Raw genomic sequence first — 22,936 nt, forward strand, 5'->3', positions numbered from 1 at the left:
CGCCAGCAATACCAATATCAAAACTTTTTGATATTGGTATTGCTGGATGAAAAATGACCGACTAGACTGCCCGGCTTATGAATATGCGCGCCTCACATCTGGCCTTCGAGCCCGTCGACGCCCTCGCCGCCCTGTGCAAGGCCAGCGGCGATCCGTTGCGCCTGAATATCCTGCGCGCGCTGAGCAACGACTCCTTTGGCGTGCTGGAACTGGCGCAGATTTTCGCCATTGGCCAGTCGGGCATCAGCCATCACCTGAAGGTGCTGGCCCAGGCCGGGCTGGTCGCCACCCGCCGCGAGGGCAATGCGATCTTCTACCGCCGCGCCCTGGCCCATAACGAACAACCGGGCAGTCACCTGCACGCGGCCCTGCTCGATGAAGTGGATAGCCTGCAGCTGCCCAGCCAGGTGCAGGAACGGATCGCCGCGGTGCACGGCCAGCGCGCCGCCGCCAGCCAGGATTTTTTCGCCCGCACGGCGGCCAGCTTCCAGGCCCAGCAGGATCTGATCGCCGGCCTGCCGCAATACCGCGACAGCCTGTTGGCACTGCTCGATGCCCTGGGTTTTGCCGGGACGGCGACGGCATTGGAAATCGGCCCCGGCGACGGCGCCTTCCTGCCCGAACTGGCACGCCGCTTCAGCCAGGTCACGGCGCTGGACAACAGCCCGGCGATGCTCGAACTGGCGCGCACGCGCTGTGAACGAGAAGGCCTGGGCAACGTCGAGCTGCAACTGGCCGACGCCCTCAACGACGACTACCCGGCCGCCGACTGCGTGGTGCTGAACATGGTCCTGCACCATTTCGCCGCCCCCGCCGAGGCCCTGAAACGACTGGCCCGGCAGGTGAAAAGCGGCGGCAGCCTGCTGATCACCGAGCTGTGCAGCCACAACCAGAGCTGGGCCCGGCAAGCCTGCGGCGATCTCTGGCTCGGTTTCGAACAGGACGACCTGGCCCGCTGGGCGGTCGCCGCGGGACTCACGCCGGGCGAAAGCCTGTACGTGGGTTTACGCAATGGTTTCCAGATCCAGCTGCGGCACTTCGCCAAACCTCATGCAAACAGCGGCCTGCGGGCCACCGTCACCGGTAAACAATAGGAAAACCGATCGATGAGCGAATACTCCCTCTTTACCTCCGAGTCCGTCTCCGAAGGCCATCCGGACAAGATCGCCGACCAGATTTCCGATGCGGTGCTCGACGCCATCATCGCCAAGGACAAACACGCCCGCGTGGCCTGCGAAACCCTGGTCAAGACCGGCGTGGCGATCGTCGCCGGCGAAGTCACCACCAGCGCCTGGGTCGACCTCGAGCAGATCGTCCGCGACGTCATCTGCGACATCGGCTACACCAGCTCCGACGTGGGTTTCGACGGCGCCACCTGCGGCGTGCTGAACATCATCGGCAAGCAGTCGCCGGACATCAACCAGGGCGTCGACCGGGCCAAGCCGGAAGACCAGGGCGCCGGCGACCAGGGCCTGATGTTCGGCTACGCCAGCAACGAGACCGACGTGCTGATGCCCGCACCGATCTGCTTCAGCCACCGCCTGGTCGAGCGTCAGGCCGAAGCGCGCAAGTCCGGCCTGCTGCCGTGGCTGCGCCCGGACGCCAAGTCCCAGGTCACCTGCCGCTATGCAGACGGCAAGGTGGTCGGCATCGACGCGGTGGTGCTGTCGACCCAGCACAACCCGGAAATCAGCCAGTCCGACCTGCAGGAAGCGGTCATGGAGCTGATCGTCAAGCACACCCTGCCGGCCGAACTGCTGCACAAGGACACCCAGTACCACATCAACCCGACCGGCAAGTTCGTCATCGGCGGCCCGGTGGGCGACTGCGGCCTGACCGGACGCAAGATCATCGTCGACACCTACGGCGGCATGGCCCGTCACGGCGGCGGCGCCTTCTCCGGCAAGGATCCGTCCAAGGTCGACCGCTCGGCGGCTTACGCCGGTCGCTATGTGGCGAAGAACATAGTCGCTGCAGGTTTGGCCGAGCGCTGCGAGATCCAGGTGTCCTACGCCATCGGCGTGGCCCAGCCGACCTCGATCTCGGTCAACACCTTCGGTAGCGGCAAGATCAGCGACGACCTGATCATCCAGCTGGTGCGCGAGCACTTCGACCTGCGCCCCTACGCCATCACCCGCATGCTCGACCTGCTGCACCCGATGTACCAGGCGACCGCGGCCTACGGCCACTTCGGGCGCACCCCGGTCGAAATGACCGTCGACGGCGACAGCTTCACCGCCTTCACCTGGGAAAAAACCGACAAGGCCGCCGAACTGCGCGCCGCTGGCGGTTTGTAAGCCCGCCAGCAAAACCGAGAGCCCCGCCTGGTGCGGGGCTTTTTGTTGGCGATGTACCCGTTATCTGTTGAGCCAGATCGCAACCTCGTGGGAGGGGCCGGGCCGCGCCTACAAAAACGTTATCTCTTATCAAACAAAAAATAACTCATTGTTTTATATGTATAAATTAAATCAGCGCTGATCCTTGTAGGAGCGGGCCATGCCCGCGAAACCAATCGCGGGCATGGCCCGCTCCTACAGGTACCCACAAGCCGACAGACGCGACTGCCTTCAGTTTGCTGCGCGACAGCGCGGCGTCGGAGACGGAGACGGGGCTCCCCCTCTCATGCAACAGATATCGGGTACATCGCCTTTTTGTTGTCCGCAGAAAACGAACTAGGCTGTAAAGCCTATTCCCCGAGCAAGGATGCTCATGATGCAGACCTGGATCGCACCGTTCCTCATTGCCCTGGCCCTCGATGCCCGGGCCGCCCCCTGTCCCGACTGGCCCACGGTGCAGGCCAAGGCTGAAATAAGCGCACTCGGCGCACAGATCGCCGCCTGGGATCAGGCCTACCATCGCCAGGGCGTGTCGCTGGTAGCCGACGAGCTCTACGATCAGGCGCGCGCCCAGCTGGAGCAGTGGCGCAGCTGCTTTGCCGGAATCGGCCCGCCGCCCGCCGATCCCCTGAGCGGCAGCGCCGGGCGCATTGCCCACCCGGTGGCGCAGACCGGGCTGCACAAGCTGGCGGATAACGCCGCGGTGCGCGACTGGATGGCGACCCGCGAAGACCTGTGGATCCAGCCCAAGGTCGATGGCGTGGCGGTGACCCTGGTCTATCGCGGCGGCCTTCTGCAGCAGGCCATCAGCCGGGGTGACGGCCGCCGCGGCCAGGACTGGACCGCCCGGGCGCGGCGTCTGTCGGCGATCCCGCAACAGCTGCCGACGCCGCTTGACCTGACCCTGCAAGGCGAACTCTATTGGCGCCTGCCCGCGCATGTGCAGGCCGAGGCCGGCGGCTTGGCTGCGCGCGGCCGGGTCGCCGGGTTGCTGGCGCGGCACAGCCTCGACGATGAACAAGCCGCCAGCATCGGCCTGTTCGTCTGGGACTGGCCGGACGGCCCGAGCGGGATGCGCGAGCGCCTGCAGCGCCTCGACGCCCTGGGCTTTGCCGACAGCCTGCGCCTCAGCCAGCCGATCGGCGATTTCAACCAGGCCAGCCACTGGCGCCAGCACTGGTACCGCGGCGCCCTGCCCTTCGCCAGCGACGGTGTGGTGCTGCGCCAGGGCAGCCGACCGCCGGCGCAGCGCTGGCAAGCCACACCACCGCACTGGGCGGCGGCCTGGAAATACCCGTTGAGCCAGGCGCTGGCGGTGGTGCAGGCGGTGGATTTCCGCATTGGCCGCAGCGGCCGGATCACCCCGGTGCTGCGCTTGCAGCCGATCACCCTGGACGAGCGCCGGATCGAATATGTCAGCCTCGGCTCGCTGCAACGCTGGCGCAGCCTGGACATCGGCCCCGGCGACCAGGTCGCCATCCAGCTGGCCGGGCTGACCATTCCGCACCTGGACAACGTGGTCTGGCGCAGCCCCCATCGCCCCGTGGTGCAGGCACCGCAAGCCGACGACTACCATGCGCTGAGCTGCTGGCGGGCGACGCCGGCCTGCGCCAGCCAATTCCGTGCACGCCTGGCCTGGCTCAGCGGCAAGCAGGGTCTGGCCCTGCCCGGGGTCGGTCCCGGCACCTGGGACAAGCTGCTGCAGGCGCAGCAACTCGACGGCCTGCTCGACTGGCTGCAGCTCTCCGCTACGCAATTGGGCGAAGTGCCCGGTCTAGGCCCGCTCAGCGCCAGCAAGCTGGAACAGAGCTTTGCCCTGGCCCGGCAACGCCCCTTCGCCGACTGGCTGCGCGCGCTCGGCCTGCCGCCCAGCGGCGCGGCGCCACTGGCGGACAACTGGGATGAGCTGGCGCAACGCAGCCGCGCGCAGTGGCAGCGCCAGCCGGGCATCGGCCCGAGCCGCGCGGCGCAGCTGCAGGCCTTCTTCCAGCACCCGGAGGTCCGGGCCCTGCGCGAGCGCCTGCGCCAGGCAGGAGTCGCGGGTTTTTAAGCCGGCGACCAACCCGCGTAGCAGGACGCGCCGCGTACCGGCCAATGCATACCCTACCGGTCGAACAGGCCGCTCAACTCACGCCCATATAACGCCCGGCCCGGTGATTGATCGCCAGGACCATGTTCAGCGCCACTGCACCGATGATCGACAACACGACCTTGTCCAGCGGCACGATGAACACCGCCGCCAGCACGATCGCCACATCGATGCCCATCTGCACCTTGCCGGCGCGCAGACCGAAGCGCTCCTGCAGGAACAGCGCGAGGATATTCACCCCGCCCAGGCTGGCGCGATGGCGGAACAGCATGAGCAGCCCCAGGCCCATGGCAAAACCGCCGAACAAGGCCGCATAGAGCACATTCAACTGGGCGAAGCCGATCCACAGCGGGGTCAGTTCGGCCAGCAGCGACACCAGGCCGACCGCGCAGAAGGTCCGCAGGGTGAATTGCCAGCCCATCTGCCAGATGGCCAGGGCATAGAACGGCAGGTTGATCAGGAAGAACGACCAGCCGAACGACCAGCCAATCAGGTACTTGAGCAGGAAGGCCACGCCCACGGTGCCGCCGGTCAGCAGCCCCGCATGGGCATAGAGGGCGATGCCCAGGGCGACCATGGCGGTGCCCATCAGCAAGGCCAGGGCATCCTCCCACAACGGATGACGCATGATCGCGGCCAGGGTGTCCGCCTGCGGACTATCGGATTTGGCTTCAGCCATGGTGCAAACCTGCTGGTGCAATGAACGAGTCGGAAAAACTAGACCAATAACCGCTCAGGCGAATTGGTCTAGATCAAGAAAGCCTCGATCAATCGCGCAACCAGGTTTCGAAGGTATAGGCCGGCGTATCCGCCGTGGCCGGGTGTGCCTCGAGGGCATCACGCTGCCAGTCGGCCTCGCTGAACGCCGGAAACCAGGCGTCGCCCTCGGGACTCAGCGCGACCCGGGTCAGGTACAGCCGCGCGGCCAAAGGCAGCGCCTGTTGGTAAAGCTGGGCGCCGCCGATCAGCATCAGTTCGCAGGCACCCTGCTCACGGGCCCAGTGTTCGGCACGGACCATGGCCGCCTCGAGCGAGGCGAAGACTTCGGCACCCTCGAGCTGCAAGCCGGGCTGGCGGCTGACCACCAGGTTGAGCCGGCCCGGCAGGGGCCGTCCGAGCGAATCCCAGGTCTTGCGGCCCATGATGATCGGCTTGCCCAGGGTCAGCGCCTTGAAGTGCTTGAGATCGGCCGGCAGACGCCAGGGCAGTTGGTTGTCGCGGCCGATCACGCGGTTGTCCGCGAGGGCGGCGATCAGGCAGAGAGGCAGGGAATTTTTCATGGCGGCGAGCATAGCAGAGCAACCGCTGGCCGTGCAGCCGCCCCCGCACGGACAAGGCTTAGCCCAACGCGGCAGCACGGGTTATGCTCAGTCTCGACCTGGCCAACGAGATGCCGCGTGACCACCGAACCCGCTCCGAACAAACTCCAACGCCTCTGGCTCAGCGAAGCGATTCGCCTGCGCGAAGAGCACGCAGGCCCGCTGGAAGACCGCGAAGCCAATCGTCGCGCCCAGGCCGCCGGCGGCGATCTGGCCGAACGCATCCAGGCCCGCGCCCTGCTGCTCGCCGAGCGTGACGGCCAGTTGCAAGCGCTGCGCCACTGGCTGCAGGGCGCACGCCTGGCTTTGGCGGCGCTGCTGCTGTTGGCCCTGCTCAGCGGCATCGGCCTGGCGCTTGCGGCGCTCGGCGACGGCCAGCGCCCGGTCAACGTGTTCTGGGCCCTGGGCAGCCTGCTCGGCCTCAACCTGCTGATGCTGCTCGGCTGGGCCCTGGGCCTGCTGCTGGCGCGCGACAGCAGCGGCGCCCTCGGCCGGCTGTGGTTGTGGCTCAGCGCAAAGCTCGCCCGCGACGCCCGGGCCGCACAACTGGCGCCGGCCCTGCTGGTACTGCTACAACGCCAACGCCTGAGCCGCTGGGGCCTGGGTGTGCTGGTCCATGGCCTGTGGCTGCTGGCCCTGCTGGCGGCGCTGCTGAGCCTGCTGACGCTGCTCGCCACCCGCCGCTACGGCTTCGTCTGGGAAAGCACCATCCTCGGCGGCGAAACCTTTATCGCCCTGACCCAGGCCCTCGGCGCGCTGCCGGCGCTGCTCGGCTTCAGCCTGCCGGATGCCGAGCTGATTCGCGCCAGCGGCGACAACGCCCTGGCCAGCGAAGCCGCGCGCCACGCCTGGGCCGGCTGGCTGGTCGGTGTGCTGCTGGTCTACGGCCTGCTGCCGCGCCTGCTGCTTGGGCTGTTCTGCCTGTGGCGCTGGCGCCGGGGCTGCGCCGTCCTGCGCCTGGACGTCGGCCTGCCCGGCTACAGCCTGCTGCGTGAGCGCCTGCAACCGAGCAGCGAACGCCTCGGCGTGTGCGATGCGGCGCCCGCGCAGTGGTCGCAGCCAACCGCCGGCAGCAACCCGCAAGACAGCCAGGGCGCCGTACTGGTCGCCATCGAACTGGACGAGCGACGGCCCTGGCCACCGGCATTGGCCAAGGGCATCGGCGACGCCGGGGTGATCGACAGCCGCGAACAGCGCCAGCGCCTACTCGAAAAACTCAGCCGCTTCCCCCCGGCGCGCCTAGCGATCGCCTGCGACCCGCGCCGCTCGCCGGATCGCGGCAGCCTGGCGCTGCTCGGCGAACTAGCCCGCACGGCCGCAGCCACGCGCATCTGGCTGCTGCCGGCACAACCCGGCGAAGCCCTGGACAGCGAACGCCTCGGCGACTGGCACGCCGCCCTGGACCAGTTGCAGCTGGCCCATAGCGACAGCGCGCCGCTACGCTGGTTGGAGAGCGGCCATGACTGAAGCCGTTCAAGCCAGGCTACGCGACCTGAGTAGGGTGGATGACGCTTCATCCATCCACCGGCTGCGATGGTGGATGAAAAAGGTGTCAGCTACGCGCCCCGATCCACCCCGGAGCCTACGATGAGCCAACCGCTGAAGCTGGCCGTGGTCGGCCACACCAATGTCGGCAAGACCTCGCTGTTGCGTACCCTGACCCGTGACCACGGCTTCGGCGAGGTCTCGCACCGCCCCAGCACCACCCGCCATGTCGAGGGCGCGCGCCTGTCGGTGGACGGCCAGGCGCTGCTCGAGCTGTACGACACCCCCGGCCTGGAAGACGCCATCGCCCTGCTCGACTACCTGGAACGCCTGGAGCGCCCCGGCGAACGCCTGGACGGCCCGGCTCGCCTGGCGCGCTTTCTCGAGGGCAGCGAGGCGCGCCAGCGTTTCGAGCAGGAGGCCAAGGTGCTGCGCCAGTTGCTCGCCTCGGACGCCGGCCTCTACGTGATCGACGCCCGCGAGCCGGTGCTGGCCAAGTACCGCGACGAACTGGCGATCCTCACCATGGCCGGCCGACCCTTGCTGCCGGTGCTGAATTTCGTCGCCGGCAGCCAGCACCGCGAAGACGACTGGTACCAGGCCCTGGCCCGCCTCGGCCTGCATGCGCGGGTCGCCTTCGACAGCGTGGCGCCACCGCTGGATGGCGAACGCCGGCTGTACGAGAGCCTGGCCCTGCTGCAGGAAAAGGCCCGGCCGCAGCTGCAACGGCTGATCGACGACCATGCAGCGCAGCGCCTGGCCCGCCGCCACAGCGGCACCCGGCTGATCGCCGAACTGCTGCTCGACTGCGCCGCCTGCCGGCGCAGCGTGGCGGCCCAGCCAAGCCTGGAGCAAGGCGCGATCCGCGAACTGCGCGAAACCATCCGCCAGCGCGAACAGCGTTGTGTCGAGGCTTTGCTGCGCCTGTACGCCTTCCGCCAGGACGACGCCAAGGCCGAAGCCGTGCCCCTGCTCGACGGCCGCTGGGGCGACGACCTGTTCAACCCGGAAACCCTCAAGCAACTCGGGGTCAAGCTCGGCGGCGGCATGGCCGCCGGCGCGGCCACCGGGGTCGGCATCGACCTGCTGGTGGGCGGCGTCACCCTCGGCGCCGCGGCCGCCCTCGGCGCCCTGCTCGGCGGCGGCGCACAGACCCTGCGCGGCTACGGCGCCCGCCTGAAAGGCAAACTCAAGGGCCAGCGCGAGCTGAGCGTCGACGACGCCGTGCTGCGCCTGCTCGCCCTGCGCCAGCAACTGTTGCTGCAAGCCCTGGAAGCCCGTGGCCACGCGGCGGTGCAGGCCATCCAACTGGCCGCGCCGCAGGAGGCGCTATGGCGCGAAGGCAAACTGCCCGACGCCCTGCACAAGGCCCGCGCCCACCCCGAATGGTCGTCCCTCAACCCCGGCGCGCGCCTGCAACAGCTGGAGCGCCAGGCGCAGGTCGAGGTGCTGAGCACGACGCTGACAGCGTCGTAGCCGGATGGACGCCGAGGAGCGTGCCCATTCATGCTGCCCGGTTTGCATCCGTACTTGAACTGTTGTTGCAATGGGCGCCGACGTCTTGAGCAGCAGGCTCTTGCTCGGCGTTCAGTGGGCGGAGAGATGGATATAGCGCGATCACAGATGGCCTCAATCTCATCGATGGCAGCGAGTCAGAGGGGGTTGATGACGGCCGCAGGCAGGCAGATTCAGACCCTCAGCCGCCAGTCGCGACAGGCAACAACCGGCCAGAAGGGGACAGTCGACCAATTAAGCCGAGACGGTTAGAGTTGCGGGCAGAAGGCCTGCTGATGGTAATTTCAGCCCAAGAACACGCGCAGCAGGTCGACAGCTATTTAAAGGACTGCTAATGAGCGTTGTGGATTCACGATACGATAGGTTGAGCCCGCAAATTGGGTTGCTTCAAGATGAAGTCATACTTGCCCAAGCATGGAAGAAAACCCACACCTTCATAAGACGGCATAACTGGTATGCGGATGTGTTGGAGCTTGATGCTTCTGCTGTATGCCTGGCTGATAATTTAAGTCTTTGGTCAAAGTCAATCTCATCCGGGGAGTACCAAACTGCTCCTGCCTGGCTCGTGCCCGCACCGAAAAACGGTCTTTGGGGCTTTCGGGAGAACGATGAAGGTGGCTGGGGACCTCGAAAGAGCGGAAACGGTGACGAGCCCGTACTGCGCCCGCTTGCTCACATCGGGATCAAGGAACAGACCATTGCGACCGCAATTATGTTGTGCCTTGCGGACTGTATCGAGACGGCTCAAGGAGACACGTCGCAGGATGCGCTAGCGGCCTCGACAGCCAAAGTGTATAGCTACGGCAACCGGCTTTTTTGCTCATGGTCGAAAGATCATTCCGCTGCAACCTTCTCATGGGGTAATTCCAATACCTACAGCCGCTATTTTCAGGACTACCAACGTTTCGTGGAGAGGCCGGTAGCTCTGGCTAAGCAGGCTGAAGCCGAAGGTGAAGAGAACGTTTTCATCGTGAGCTTGGACCTGAGCGCGTTTTTCGACAGCATCGACGTGGATCTACTCATCGAGCGAATGCGTGATGAATATGCGCGCTTCGTAGGGGCCACCGATGAGGAGTATCTTGACTCTGACGAAGCATTTTGGACGGCTACCAGCGCGGCTCTCAAATTTGACTGGCGAGCTGAAGACCAACCGCTTGCAAACCTATTCCGAGACCAATTGCTTCCATTAGGCCTCCCTCAAGGCTTGGTCGGAAGTGGTTTTTTTGCAAACGCATATCTTTTGAAGTTTGATCGCGTGGTGGGCGCATTTATCGGCAGACGGCCTCGAAAGAGATCTTTCCGCATTCACGATTACTGCCGATACGTCGATGACATCAGATTGGTTGTATCAGTAGACAAGGATGAGGGAGATTTTGTCGATCCGACGCAATTAGGTAGTGAAATCAGCGACTGGGTGCAACGCCTGCTAAAGAGACATACCGCCCCAACGGATAACCCTGATGCGTATTTGAAAATCAACGAGCGTAAAACTCAGCTTGAACCACTTGTCGAAGTAGGTGGCGAATCCGGCACGGCTGTTCGAATGAAAACGTTTCAGAAGCAGCTGAGTGGCCCATTCGATGTGGATTCACTGCGTCAGTTGGAGTCAGGTCTGAACGGCCTGCTTTCATTAGCTGAACTCAGCCTTGTTGAAGATGAATCTTCTCCACTGTTGACCCAAGGCCTTCAATTGGCATCAGTTGCGAAGCTGAAGCTCGAAGTGCGTGATGATACGCTGACTAGATTTTCAGCGTACAGACTCGTTCGCTCATTGAGAATGCGTCGGAGCATGACTGATCTAACAGAGTCTACCGATGGAAAAGACCCTAAGATTGATCTTATCCAAGACTATCAGGCCGTTGCCCGCCGGCTGGTGTCGGCATGGGCCGTCAACCCCTCTTTGGTTCAGGTGCTCAGATATGCACTAGACCTCTATCCGAGCACTGATCTCCTCGAACCTATAGAGCAAGCTCTGATGAGCAAAATTGATCAGGCAACGTCGACCGGGGAGTTTGGAAAACGTGTTGCTTGGTACGTACTCGCTGACCTTTTTAAAGCGGGTGCTACAGAAACCGGGAAGGAGGCAGAAAGCGATTCAACTTTGAGCGTTGCCGATGTAGGGAGCTACCGCGTTGCACTTTCGATCTTGGCGAAGAAAATTATCGAGAGAAAAGATTCGCCATGGTATGTCCAACAGCAAGCCACACTCTTGTTGGCTTCTCAGCGTCAAGCCGCGTCGTTGGCAAAAAGTGTCGAGGAACTGCGTTTCTATAGAGTGCTCAGCTCGTATGTGAGATTCCGACCTCTCGAAGATGAGGTATTGGCGCAAGAGCAACTCGTCGTTTCACTTGTAGGGCATCAGTTGCTCAACGACATACCTCACTACGAAAAATGGTTCATACGTTTTTGTGAGAATCGAGATAAGGTCGTGGTCGGAAAAGCATGGCAGGCGATCGCAGAAACCTCTTCAGATTTGTTTATGTCTTTGCTGGAATCTCCCCGCAGTGGAATGTCTGATGCAATATCCAAAGTTCCGAGGTATCTAACCCGCTACTTAGCCGCGAGATGGGATAAGGGCACCGATCCCCTTCCCACACGCAAATGGCTGCCGCTGCTAACGGTGATCACTCATCCTTCCGAATTATTCGCCCAGGAAAACGCTCTTCTCGTGCTAGCCCGCGCCTTGGGACGCGATAAGACGATTCGGGCCTTTGATCCCGAAATTCTTACTCTTTTGAACGTTGAAGTGCGAAGCGACGACTGGGATAAATTAAACAATCCAAGCTTAGCGAATCTAGATGCCAGGGCGATTGAGCACATAAAAACCACGGGGGGGTACTATGACACGCCGTCTTGGTGTCGCCCTGAGGAAGCCTGGAAATACGCCTTTGGTCGCCTCCTTCGCGCTGCCTCCACGGGAGAGCCCGACTTCACGGTTCGTCATTGGCTGACGCGCGAGGATTCTGGTTGGTATTCGGGGATTCGCAGCACGTGGCATAAACGTCGTCTGGGCATGCTCCATACTGCTGAAGGTTTACGTGGAACCACTGCTGCCATAACCCCATGGTTCTCAGAGCTTCTTCTTAATCTGCTTCGATGGCCTGGGATCGCTGGACGAGACCAAGTTGAATCAGTGAACATTCGCACGCGTACCGACTTTTTGAAGACCATCGAAAAACGCATCGACGAGCAAGCCTTGATTTTCGGAGAGAGTAGTAATCTCCCAATTTACAGGTATCCCTTTGAGTGGCGACTAAACGTGAAGCGTGGCTTGCGGGTGGTGATGGTCCAAGGACTGATGCCGATGCAGGCCCATTTTGATCGAGGACTAGAAGGACTTGATGACCCAGGGTACAGAGAACAGCACCGGAACCACACAGCGGCGCTATTGCATTTAACGACCAAACACCTTGCTGCACGTGATTACGTTTTGGGACGCTCAGAAAAACCACATTTCGATCTGGTCGTATTCCCTGAATTGAGCATCCATGTCGATGATCAGGATTTAATGCGCGCGTTCTCAGACGCCACGGGCGCGATGTTGTTCTATGGGCTACTTGGGGCAGCGGACCTTGGTGGGAACCCCATTAACGCGGCAAGGTGGCTAGTTCCCCAGATGAGAGCGCAAGGTCGCTCGTGGGTTCAGGTAGATCAGGGGAAGTTCCACCTCACGCCAGGGGAGAAAACTCTGGGGATTAACTCATGGCGCCCGTACCAGGTAGTGATCGAGCTTCACGATCCATCGAGCTCTACATCAAGCCCATACCGCTTAACTGGGTCGATATGCTTCGATGCAACTGACCTAGCCCTCGCGGCAGACCTCAGAGATGAAAGCCACATGTATGTGGTATCAGCTATGAATAAGGACGTGAAAACGTTTGACGGGATGGTCGCAGCCCTGCGTTATCACATGTATCAGCACATTCTGATCGCGAATATTGGTGAATATGGCGGCTCGACGGCTCAAGCCCCTTACGATCAAGAACACCGGCGCCTCATCTCCCATTCTCACGGTAGTGAGCAACTTGCGATTTCAGTCTTCGATGTCCGCATGGAAGATTTTGGCCCAGAACTACAGGCAGCTGGTCCTGGGATCAAGAAACTCAAGGAGGTTACTGAAAGGATTGGCAAAACCCCACCTGCTGGTTTGAAGCGTAGGGCAACTACGTAACTGTCGATCGCGAGCGGTGCCTGGACAGGTTCACAGGTCTGCCAAGTACGCGGGTAGACCCACCCCAGTCCACCATGGGGCCATGGAAGGCTTACATCCTGTCCACCATTTCACCGCACCTACAACTTCTGAGTGGCGGAGGCGATCAATCTACGAATATTCCCGAGCAGCCGCGTCAGAAGACATTGGGTTCAATTTTGGCTTTCGCGAACGTTAGCTAAGGGTCGAAAAAGACCACCCACGAATGACTGCTCTTGGCCGACTGCTGCCGGTTGTGATCGGCCAGCCAGGTAGCCTGAATACGGCACAGGTGGAAAACGCTCCGCGGTTTTTCCACCCTACGTCAATTTGCAGACTGTGGAGGGTGGATGGCTGCAGCGGGCTGTGCGGAGAGGCTCGCACTTTTCACACCCGTTCAGGGCCTGCCCAGGTACAGCTCCAGCACCTCGTCCCAGTCGTCGCCGCCGGTGACCCGCAGCACTTCCTGGCTGATCCGTTCGCGGTAGGGGCTGCCGTCGGCCAGGGCGAAGGCGTAGGACTGCTCCTCGAAGGTGCCGGGCAGCATGCGCAAACCACCCTGGCCCAGCTCGCCATTGCGGTACTGCAGGATCGGCAGGTCGTAGACCACGGCATCGGCCTCGCCCTGCTGCACCGCGCGCATGGCCTCGAGCAGGTTGGGGTAGTCGCTGTGGCGAATGCGCTGGCTGTCCAGGTAGCGCGCGCTGACGGTCTTGTCGATGCTCGCCACATGGGCGCGGCGCAGGTCGTCGACGCCCTGGATACCGCCCTGCAGGTTGCCCACGGTGAGCGCGCTGGCCACCGCGGCGGTGAAGGTCGAGACCATGATCAGGCCGGCGAACATCCATACCAGGCCGATCAGGCGCCCGCCCAGGGTCACCGGTGCCTTGTCGCCGTAGCCGACCGTGGTCATGGTCACCGCCGCCCACCAGAAGCTGGAGCCCAGCCCCTGCACCGGGGTACCGCCGAACTGCTGCTGGTTGTGCCGCCGCTCGAACAGCCAGAGCAGCCCGCCGACGATCAGCAGCAACACCGCCAGGCCGAGGATCAGGCTGACGAACTGCCAGGACAGCAAACCCTTGACCGCCGCCCAGCCGCTGCCATCGCCGCCCCGTGGCACGCCGATGGCCAGGCCGGTGCGGTAGAACGGGTGGGTGAAGTCGAAGCGCGCCTCGCGCTCGGCGGTCATGGTCAGGGCACCGACCACCACATCCAGCTGGCCGGCTTCGAGGCTCGGCAGCAGGCGCTTGAACGGCATCGGCTGCAGCTCGAAGCGGTAACCCGACTGCGCCGCCACCTGTTGCCACAGGTCGATGCTGATGCCGCGCCAGCTGCCGTCCGGCTCCTTGATCACGAACGGCGGCACCTCGCTGATGCCGACCCGCAAGACCGGCTCGCTCGACTCATCCGCCACGGCGTTCAGCCCCAGCAGTCCCAACAGCAGGATGATCAGAATCCTCGACACCCGCACACTCCCCTTCCCGGCAAAGCGTCAGGGTAACAAAAATGACCGCCAGCGCCCGGCCACGACCCGGCTCGCGGTCTATCCTGAGCTGCAGGCGCCCCGTTTGATGCGGGTCAAGACCCGCACCGGCAACGCTGCCACACTGGCGGCGTCACTCTGCAGGATGCACTTCATGTCCAGCGAGCTCCGCCCTTCCCGCCTGTTCGTCGTGCCCCTGCTGCTGGGCCTGCTCGCCGCCGGCCTGCTCGGCTATTGGTTGTCGCTCAGGGAGCGCCTACCCGAAGGCCTGGCCATGAGCAACGGGCGCCTAGAGGCCACCGAGGTGCAGATCGCCAGCAAGTATCCCGGGCGGCTGGCCGAGGTGCGGGTGCAGGAAGGCGACCGGGTGAAGCAAGGCCAGCTGCTCGCCCGCCTGGACACCCGCACCCTGGAGGCCCAGCGCGCCCAGGCCGAGGCCGAGGTGCGCCGCGCCGAGGAGAACCTGGCCGCCAGCCAGGCCAATGTGCGCCTGCGCGAGAGCGAGCGGCTGCTGGCCGAGCAGGACCTCAAACGCTTTCGCGAGCTGTTCCAGCGCGGCCATGCCAGCCGCCAGTCGCTCGACCAGCAGCAGGCGCGCTTCGACACCGCCGGCGCCGCCCTGGAAGCGGCCCGCGCCCAGGTCTCGGCGGCCCGCGCGGCAATCGGCGCGGCCCAGGCGTTGGTCGCCCAGTTGAGCAGCGAGATCGACGACAGCAGCCTGCGCGCGCCGCTCGACGGCCTGGTCCAGCTGCGCCTGGCCGAGCCCGGCGAGGTGCTCGGCGCCGGCGGCCGGGTGCTGCTGCTGATCGACCCCGGCGAGCAGTACATGAACCTCTACCTGCCCGCCGCCGTCGCCGGCCGCCTGGCCCAGGGCGACGAGGCGCGGGTGCTGCTCGACGCCCTGCCCGAGCGGCCGCTGCCGGCCAGGGTCGCCTATGTCGCGGCCAAGGCGCAGTTCACCCCCAAGGAGGTGGAGACCCGCGACGAGCGGCAGAAGCTGGTGTTCCGGGTCAAGCTGCGCCTGAGCGAGCCGGCCGCCGTGCCCCAGGCCAAGCCGGGCATGCCCGGGGCAGGCTATGTGCGCACGGCCGAGGTCGCCTGGCCGGCCGAGCTGCAATGAGCGCCTGGGCGATCCGCGCCGAAGGCCTGCAGCATGGCTACGGCAAGCAGCTGGCGCTGAACGGCATCGACTTCGAACTGGCGGTCGGTGCGCGCTGCGCCCTGATCGGTCCGGACGGTGCCGGCAAGTCCAGCCTGCTGGGCCTGATCGCCGGGGTGAAGAAGCTGCAGCGCGGCCGCCTGGATGTGCTCGGCGGGCCGATCGAGCAACGCCGCCACCGCACCAGCCTGTACCCGCGCATCGCCTTCATGCCCCAGGGCCTGGGGCACAACCTCTACCCCGACTTGTCGATCGCCGAGAACATTCACTTCTTTGCCACCCTGTTCGGCCTGAGCCGCGCCGAGCGCCAGGCGCGCATGGCCAACCTGCTGGCGGCCACCGACCTGACGGCCTTCGCCGAGCGCCCGGCCGGCAAGCTGTCCGGCGGCATGAAGCAGAAGCTCGGGCTCTGCTGCGCGCTGATCCACGAGCCGGACCTGCTGGTCCTGGACGAGCCGACCACCGGGGTCGACCCCTTGTCGCGCCGGCGCTTCTGGGAACTGGTCGAGCAGGTGCGCGCCGGGCGGCCGCAGCTGACCCTGCTGGTGGCCACCGCCTACATGGAGGAGGCCGAGCAGTTCGACAGTTGCCTGATGCTCGACCGCGGCCGGCTGATCGCCGCGGGCCGTACCGCCGAGCTGGCCAGGGTCACCGCCAGCGGCCACCTGGACGAAGCCTTCACCCACTTCCAGGGCAGCGCGGCGCCGCGCCAGGCGCTGCTGATCCCGCCGCTGCCCGCGCAGTCCGCCGAGATCGCCATCGAGGCCCGCGAGCTGAGCCTGCGCTTCGGCGATTTCACCGCGGTGGACAAGGTCAGCTTCGCCATCCGCCGCGGCGAAATCTTCGGCTTCCTCGGCTCCAACGGCTGCGGCAAGACCACCACCATGAAGGTGCTCACCGGCCTGCTGCCGGCCAGCGCGGGCAGCGCCCGGTTGCTCGGCCAGGCGGTGGACGCCGGCGACCTGGCCACGCGCAAGCGGGTCGGCTTCATGTCGCAGAGCTTCTCGCTGTACGGCGAGCTGTCGGTGCGGCAGAACCTGGAGCTGCACGCGCGCCTGTTCGACCTGCCGGCGGCCGAGGGCCGCGCACGCAGCCAGGCGCTGATCGAGCGTTTCGGCCTGGCCGAACACGCCGGCGACGCGGCCGGCGAGTTGCCCCTGGGCCTGCGCCAGCGGCTGTCGCTGGCGGTGGCGGTGATCCATGGCCCGGAGGTGCTGATCCTCGACGAACCCACCTCCGGCGTCGACCCGGCGGCGCGCGACGACTTCTGGCGCCTGCTGCTGGAGCTGTCGCGCGAGCAGGGGGTGACCATCTTCCTCTCCACCCACTTCATGAACGAGGCCGAGCGCTGCGACCGCATCTCGCTGATGCATGCCGGCCGGGTGCTGGCCTGCGACACCCCGGCCGCGCTGCAGCTGCAGTTCGCCGCGCAGGACCTGGAGCAAGCCTTCGTCCGCTGCCTGGAGCAGGCCCAGGGCGACAGCCCCGCGGCGCCGCCAGCGGCCGTTGCCGCCGCGACCGCCGGGCCGTCGCCGCGGCAACCCGGCTTCAGCCTGCGCCGCCTGCGCGCCCTGGCCGTGCGCGAGAGCATGGAGCTGCTGCGCGACCGGGTACGCCTGGCCTTCGCCCTGTTCGGCGCGCTGTTCATGATGGTGATCTTCGGCTACGGCATCTCCCTGGACGTGGAGCACATCGCCTTCGCCGCCCTCGACCAGGACCAGTCGCCGCACAGCCGCGCCTACCTGGAGGCGTTCCGCAGCTCGCGCTATTTCGACGAGCGCGCGCCTATCAGCGACGCCGGCGAACTGCACCGGCGCCTGCAACGCTCGGAGCTGAAGCTGGCGCTGCAGATCCCGCCGGGCTTCGGCCGCGACCTGCTGGCCGGGCGCCAGCCGCAGGTGGCCGCCTGGCTCGACGGCGGCATGCCGTTTCGCGCCGAGACCAGCCGCAACTACGTCGAGGCCGTGCACCTGGCCAACCTCGAGCGCCTGGCCCGGGAGAGCAGCCCGGCCCTCGCCGCGCCGGCCGTGGCGCGCCTGGAGACGCGCTTTCGCTACAACCAGGACGTGGTCAGCGTGCACGCCATCGGCCCCGGGGTGATGGCGCTGATCCTGGCCTTCATCCCAGCCATGCTCACCGCCCTGGGCGTGGTGCGGGAGAAGGAACTGGGCTCGATCAGCAACTTCTACGCCACGCCGCTGACCCGCCTGGAGTTCCTGCTCGGCAAGCAGCTGCCGTACCTGGCGGTCAGCCTGCTCAACCTGGCCATGCTGGTGGCGCTCAACCGCCTGCTGTTCGGCGTCCCGTTCAAGGGCAGCGGCCTGACCCTGGCCCTCGGCGGCCTGCTCTACCTGCTCGCCACCACCAGCCTGGGCCTGCTGATCTCGGCCTTCACCCGCACCCAGATCGCCGCGATCCTCGGCACGGTGATCGTCACCACCCTGCCGACCATCCAGTACTCCGGGCTGATCGTGCCGCGTTCCTCGCTGGAAGGCGGCTCGGCGCTGATGGGCCATGTGTTCCCGGCCGGGCACTTCCTCGACATCGCCGTCGGCACCTTCACCAAGGCCCTCGACCTGCGCAGCCTGTGGCCGCAATGCCTGGCGCTATTTGGCTTCTTCCTCGCCGCCAGCGCGCTCAGCGTGTGGCTGCTGAAGAAGCAGGAGGACTAGGGTGAACAAGCTGGCGCATATCTTCCGCCTCGGCCTCAAGGAGCTGACCAGCCTGCGCCACGACAGCGTGCTGCTGCTGTTCCTGCTGTATGCCTTCAGCGTGGCCGTCTACATGCCGGCCACCGGCTCGGTGATCGGCGTGCACCATGCCAGCGTGGCCATGGTCGACGAGGACCGCAGCCCGCTGTCGCGGCGCCTGGCCGAGGTGCTGCAGCCGCCGGAATTCCAGATCCCCGAGCTGCTGCCCTACGACCAGCTGGACGCGGCGATGGACAGCGGCCGCTTCACCTTCGTCATCGACATCCCGGCGAACTTCCAGGCCGACCTGCTGGCCGGGCGCCAGCCGGCCCTGCAGGTCAATGTCGACGCCACCGCCATGAGCCAGGCGTTCATGGGTGCGCGCGACCTCGGGCGGATCCTGCAGCGCGAGTTGCTCGACTACGCCAATCCGGACGCCGCCGCACAGGCGCCGGTCGGGCTGAGCAGCCGCGCGTTGTTCAACGCCAACCTGCAGGGCGGCTGGTTCCTCGCGCTGCTGCAGATCGTCAACCACATCACCATCCTGGCCGTGCTGCTGACCGGCACCGCGCTGCTGCGCGAACGCGAGCACGGCACCCTCGACCACCTGCTGGTGCTGCCGTTGACCGCACTGGAGATCATGCTGGCGAAGATCTGGAGCAACGCCCTGGTGGTGGTGATTTGCACCTGGCTGTCGCTGGAACTGGTGGTCAAGGGCGCGCTCGGCGTGCCGCTGGCCGGCTCGCTCGCCTTCTTTCTCGCGGTGACCGCGCTCTACCTGTTCGCCAGCACCGCCCTGGGCATCTTCCTCGCCACCCTGGCGCGCTCGATCCCGCAATTCGGCCTGCTGGCGATCCCGGTGATCATCCCGATGCTGATGCTCTCCGGCGGCAGCACGCCGATGGAGAGCATGCCGGTGTGGCTGCAGTGGCTGATGCAACTCTCGCCGTCCACTCATTACCTGAGCCTGAGCACCTCGATCCTGTTCCGCGACGCCGGCCCGGGCGTGCTCTGGCCCGAGCTGGCGGCACTGACGGCGATCGGCCTGGTGTTCTTCGGCTTGGCGCTGCGACGCTTTCGCAGCAGCCTGGCGGCTTAGTGCCGCGTCAACCATGAAATGTCGGTTAATCGCGGTCTTACCCATGTACCGCGATCCCCTGTAGGGTGGGTTAGGCGCACGCTGTCGATAGCGATGAACCGCAAGATCCGTTGCGCCGTAACCCACCATTGGCGCAGCGCAGGGATATCGCCTGGTGGGTTACGCGGCGCGCCACGATGGCGATGCCTGATCGTTCGGAGGTTGGCGCCGCTAACCCACCCTACAGTGATCCGACATTTCAGGATTGACACGACACTGGTGCCGGGGAGCTAGACCGCCACCGGCGCAGCGATATGCGGGTGGGCCTGGTAGCCGAGCAGTTCGAAGTCCTCGAACTTGAAGGCGAAGATGTCCTTCACCGCCGGGTTGAGCTGCATGCGCGGCAGCGGCAGCGGCTCGCGCGACAGTTGCAGGTCGGCTTGCTCGAGATGATTGGCGTACAGGTGGCAGTCACCGCCAGTCCAGATGAAATCGCCCGGCTGCAGATCGCAGACCTGGGCGACCATCAGGGTCAGCAAGGCGTAGCTGGCGATATTGAAGGGCACGCCGAGGAAGATGTCGGCCGAGCGCTGGTACAGCTGGCAGCTCAATTTGCCCTCGGCGACGTAGAACTGGAACAGCGCATGGCACGGCGGCAGGGCCATCTGCTCGACCAGCGCCGGGTTCCAGGCCGAGACGATCAGCCGGCGCGAGTCCGGATTCTGCTTGATCGTCTCGATCAGTTGGCTGATCTGGTCGATCGAGCCGCCGTTGGGCGCCGGCCAGTTGCGCCACTGGTAGCCGTAGACCGGGCCGAGGTCGCCGTTTTCGTCGGCCCACTCGTCCCAGATGCGTACGCCGTTATCCTTCAGGTTCTTGATATTGGTATCGCCCTGGAGGAACCACAGCAGCTCGTGGATGATCGATTTCAGGTGGCACTTCTTGGTGGTGACCAGGGGAAAACCCGCGGCCAGGTCGAAGCGCATCTGCTGGGCGAACAGGCTGTAGGTGCCGGTGCCGGTGCGGTCGCTCTTGAAGGTGCCGGTGTCGCGCACCAGGCGCATCAGCTCGAGGTACTGTTTCATCGCGTGGCTCCCTGGACGGCCTGGCGGTGGTAGGCGAACCAGATCAGGCCCAGCCCGAGCAGAATCATCGGCAGGCTGAGCACCTGGCCCATGGTCAGCCAGTTCCAGGCCAGGTAGCCGAGCTGGGCGTCCGGCACCCGGACGAACTCGACGATGAAGCGGAACAGCCCGTAACAGGCGGCGAACATGCCCGACACCGCCATGGTCGGCCGCGGTTTGCGCGAGTAGAACCAGAGGATGGTGAACAGCGCCACGCCCTCCAGGGCGAACTGGTAGAGCTGCGAGGGATGGCGCGCCAGTTGCTCGGGATCGGTGGGGAAGACCATGGCCCAGGGCAGGTCGGTGGCCTTGCCCCAGAGTTCGGCGTTGATGAAGTTGCCGATCCTGCCCGCTCCCAATCCAATAGGGACAAGTGGCGCGATAAAGTCCATCAACTGGAAGAAGCTCTTGCCGTTGCGCTTGCCGAACCACCAGCTCGCCAGCATCACGCCGATAAAGCCGCCGTGGAACGACATGCCGCCCTTCCACACCTGCAGGATCAGGCTTGGCTGGTCGATATAGGCCGCCAGGTCGTAGAACAGCACGTAGCCCAGGCGCCCGCCGAGGATCACCCCCATGGCCACCCAGAACACCAGGTCGGAGAGTTTCTCCTGGTTCCAGGTCGGCTCGAAGCGGCTCAAGCGGCGCGATGCCAGCCACCAGGCGCCACCGATGCCGACCAGGTACATCAGGCCGTACCAGTGAATTTTCAGCGGACCCAGGGCTATCGCCACCGGGTCGATCTGCGGGTAAGGCAGCATCAACAACTCCTCAAATCAAGAAACTCAGGCCCACGCTGAACAGCAGCAAGGCGAACAGGCGCTTGAGCAGGCGTGGCGACAGACGATGCGCCAGGCGTGCGCCGAAACGGGCGAAGAACATGCTGGTGAAGGCAATCCCGGCCATCGCCGGCAGGTAGACGAAACCCAGACTCCACTCCGGCAGTTGCGGGCTGTCCCAGCCCAGCCACATGAAGCTCAGCGCGCCGGCCACGGCAATCGGCAGGCCGCAGGCCGAGGAGGTCGCCACCGCCTGCTGGATGGGCACGCTGCGCCACATCAGGAAGGGTACGTTGAGCGAGCCGCCGCCAATCCCGAAGATCGCCGAGGCCCAGCCGATCACGCCACCGGCAGCGGTCAGCCCCAGCTTGCCCGGCACCGAACTGCTGGCCTTGGGTTGCAGTTCCAGGGCCATCTGCAGGGCGATGACGATGGCGAACACGCCGATGATCTTCTGCAGCAGCGGCCCCTGGATCGCGGCCGCGGTCATGGCGCCCAGGGCCGCGCCGAGCAGGATGCCCAGGGTCATCCAGATGAAGATCGGCCAGCGCACCGCGCCCTTGCGCTGGTGTTCGAGTACCGAGTTGATCGAGGTGAAGACGATGGTCGCCAGCGAAGTCCCCACCGCCAGATGGGTCAGCACGTTCGGCTCGAAGCCCTGGGCGGCGAAACTGAAGACCAGCACCGGCACTATGATGATCCCGCCACCCACGCCAAACAGCCCGGCCAGCACACCCGCGGCAGCGCCCAGCAGTAAATACAGCACGAGTTCCATCGCCACCCCCGAAAACAAAGCGCAATGGTAATCGTCGCGGGCGGATGCGGGAAGCGCGAAGCGGAATCCACCACTTGCGCAATCGGGCGGCGGCGCTGCTATCTTAGGATTTGAAGCTAGCTGCCACGCAAGGATTCCCATGTGCCTGATCGTATTTGCCTGGCGTCCCGGCCACCCGCAGCCCTTGCTGATGGCCGCCAACCGGGACGAGTTCTATGACCGCCCCAGCCTGCCGCTGGCTGAATGGCCGGACGTGCCCGGGCTCATCGCCGGGCGCGACCAGCAGGCCGGCGGCACCTGGCTGGGCATTGGCCCCCAGGGGCGTTTCGCCGCCCTGACCAATATCCGTGACCCACGCCAGCCGCCACGCGGCCGCTCCAGGGGCGAGTTACCCGTTCAGTACCTGAGTGGCCGACTTGGCCCGCAAGCGTTTTTGCGCGATGTGGCGCAACGCGCCGGGGACTACTCGGGCTTCAATCTATTGCTCGGCGACCCTCAGCAGCTCTGGTTGCTCAATTCGCGCGCAGGCGAGCCAATGCAATTGACGCAGGGCATCTACGGCCTGTCGAATGCCGAACTGGATACGCCCTGGCCCAAGGTGGAAAAAGCCAAGGCGCTGCTCGGCGAATGCCTGATAAGGCCGCAGATACCGTCCCTGCTGGATTTGCTGCACGACGACCAGCAGGTCGAGGACGCGCGCCTGCCCGACACCGGCGTCGGCCTGAATACCGAGCGCCTGCTCTCCAGCATCTTCATCGCCACCCATAGCTACGGCACGCGCGCCAGCACGGTGCTGCTGGTCAATGCCGACGGCTCGCAAACCCTGGTCGAACGTAGCTACGGGTCCTTTGGCGCGCACCTGGGCGAGGTGCGGATCGAGTGTCCTTGATCGCGGCTTTCGCGGCTACGACTGCA

The 22,936-nt window shown here is 65.1% G+C and carries 16 protein-coding genes; 10 read left to right on the top strand and 6 right to left on the bottom strand.

From position 1 onward, the window contains the following. Positions 1–77: 77 nt before the first annotated feature. The 3 genes from BM315_RS14025 (at position 78) to ligB (ending at position 4,386) form a co-directional block, all read left to right on the top strand. Positions 78–1,094: an ArsR/SmtB family transcription factor gene (locus BM315_RS14025; RefSeq protein ID WP_090501987.1), complete on the top strand. Its 1,017-nt coding sequence runs from the start codon at positions 78–80 to the stop codon at positions 1,092–1,094. 12 nt (positions 1,095–1,106) lie between these two features. Then, positions 1,107–2,297, top strand: a complete 1,191-nt coding sequence (metK, locus tag BM315_RS14030) for a methionine adenosyltransferase (protein ID WP_090501989.1) — start codon at positions 1,107–1,109, stop codon at positions 2,295–2,297. 415 nt (positions 2,298–2,712) lie between these two features. Beyond that, positions 2,713–4,386: an NAD-dependent DNA ligase LigB gene (ligB, locus tag BM315_RS14035; RefSeq protein ID WP_090501991.1), complete on the top strand. Its 1,674-nt coding sequence runs from the start codon at positions 2,713–2,715 to the stop codon at positions 4,384–4,386. Positions 4,387–4,459: 73 nt separating this feature from the next. Here ligB and BM315_RS14040 read toward each other — a convergent pair whose 3' ends face one another. Continuing rightward, positions 4,460–5,104: a YitT family protein gene (locus BM315_RS14040; protein WP_090501993.1), complete on the bottom strand. Its 645-nt coding sequence runs from the start codon at positions 5,102–5,104 to the stop codon at positions 4,460–4,462. A gap of 88 nt (positions 5,105–5,192) precedes the next feature. Beyond that, complete coding sequence (locus tag BM315_RS14045; protein WP_090501995.1) at positions 5,193–5,717, bottom strand: dihydrofolate reductase; 525 nt, start codon at positions 5,715–5,717, stop codon at positions 5,193–5,195. A 105-nt stretch (positions 5,718–5,822) separates the two neighbouring features. On the opposite strand from BM315_RS14045, the gene BM315_RS14050 reads away from it, so the two are divergent. The 3 genes from BM315_RS14050 (at position 5,823) to BM315_RS14060 (ending at position 12,915) form a co-directional block, all read left to right on the top strand. Continuing rightward, a complete protein-coding gene (locus BM315_RS14050) occupies positions 5,823–7,211 on the top strand; it encodes a DUF2868 domain-containing protein (protein WP_090501997.1) in 1,389 nt (462 codons plus the stop codon). A gap of 120 nt (positions 7,212–7,331) precedes the next feature. Further along, the gene (locus tag BM315_RS14055) at positions 7,332–8,705 is read left to right on the top strand and encodes a GTPase/DUF3482 domain-containing protein (RefSeq protein WP_090501999.1); all 1,374 of its coding nucleotides are present in this window, start codon (positions 7,332–7,334) and stop codon (positions 8,703–8,705) included. Positions 8,706–9,078: 373 nt separating this feature from the next. Further along, positions 9,079–12,915, top strand: a complete 3,837-nt coding sequence (locus BM315_RS14060; RefSeq protein WP_141123949.1) for an RNA-directed DNA polymerase — start codon at positions 9,079–9,081, stop codon at positions 12,913–12,915. A gap of 415 nt (positions 12,916–13,330) precedes the next feature. On the opposite strand, the gene BM315_RS14065 is transcribed toward BM315_RS14060, so the two are convergent. Continuing rightward, a complete protein-coding gene (locus BM315_RS14065) occupies positions 13,331–14,398 on the bottom strand; it encodes a transporter substrate-binding domain-containing protein (RefSeq protein ID WP_090502067.1) in 1,068 nt (355 codons plus the stop codon). A gap of 172 nt (positions 14,399–14,570) precedes the next feature. Here BM315_RS14065 and BM315_RS14070 point away from each other — a divergent pair, with 172 nt between their 5' ends. The 3 genes from BM315_RS14070 to BM315_RS14080 are packed head-to-tail and all read left to right on the top strand — an operon-like array spanning position 14,571 to position 19,364. Beyond that, on the top strand, positions 14,571–15,536 hold the full coding sequence (locus tag BM315_RS14070; RefSeq protein ID WP_090502069.1) for an HlyD family secretion protein: 966 nt from the start codon (positions 14,571–14,573) through the stop codon (positions 15,534–15,536). Next, positions 15,533–18,247 carry a ribosome-associated ATPase/putative transporter RbbA gene (rbbA, locus tag BM315_RS14075; RefSeq protein WP_090502003.1) on the top strand — a complete coding sequence of 905 codons (2,715 nt, stop codon included), beginning with the start codon at positions 15,533–15,535 and terminating at the stop codon, positions 18,245–18,247. The genes BM315_RS14070 and rbbA overlap by 4 nt, the downstream gene beginning before the upstream one ends. 1 nt (position 18,248) lies before the next feature. Next, the gene (locus BM315_RS14080) at positions 18,249–19,364 is read left to right on the top strand and encodes an ABC transporter permease (RefSeq protein WP_090502005.1); all 1,116 of its coding nucleotides are present in this window, start codon (positions 18,249–18,251) and stop codon (positions 19,362–19,364) included. Positions 19,365–19,633: 269 nt separating this feature from the next. Here BM315_RS14080 and BM315_RS14085 read toward each other — a convergent pair whose 3' ends face one another. The 3 genes from BM315_RS14085 to BM315_RS14095 are packed head-to-tail and all read right to left on the bottom strand — an operon-like array spanning position 19,634 to position 22,021. Further along, positions 19,634–20,428 carry a thymidylate synthase gene (locus BM315_RS14085; protein WP_090502007.1) on the bottom strand — a complete coding sequence of 265 codons (795 nt, stop codon included), beginning with the start codon at positions 20,426–20,428 and terminating at the stop codon, positions 19,634–19,636. Beyond that, positions 20,425–21,228 (bottom strand): prolipoprotein diacylglyceryl transferase, encoded by an 804-nt coding sequence (gene lgt, locus BM315_RS14090; protein WP_090502009.1) that lies wholly within the window; start codon positions 21,226–21,228, stop codon positions 20,425–20,427. The genes BM315_RS14085 and lgt overlap by 4 nt, the downstream gene beginning before the upstream one ends. 10 nt (positions 21,229–21,238) lie before the next feature. Then, entirely contained in the window at positions 21,239–22,021 is a 783-nt protein-coding gene (locus BM315_RS14095) for a sulfite exporter TauE/SafE family protein (protein WP_090502011.1), read from the bottom strand. A 139-nt stretch (positions 22,022–22,160) separates the two neighbouring features. Between BM315_RS14095 and BM315_RS14100 the strand changes: the two genes are divergently transcribed. Then, positions 22,161–22,910, top strand: coding sequence for an NRDE family protein (locus BM315_RS14100; protein WP_090502013.1), 750 nt, complete (start codon positions 22,161–22,163; stop codon positions 22,908–22,910). Positions 22,911–22,936 lie beyond the last annotated feature (26 nt).

Source organism: Pseudomonas borbori (assembly GCF_900115555.1).
Taxonomy (GTDB): Bacteria; Pseudomonadota; Gammaproteobacteria; order Pseudomonadales; family Pseudomonadaceae; genus Aquipseudomonas; species Aquipseudomonas borbori.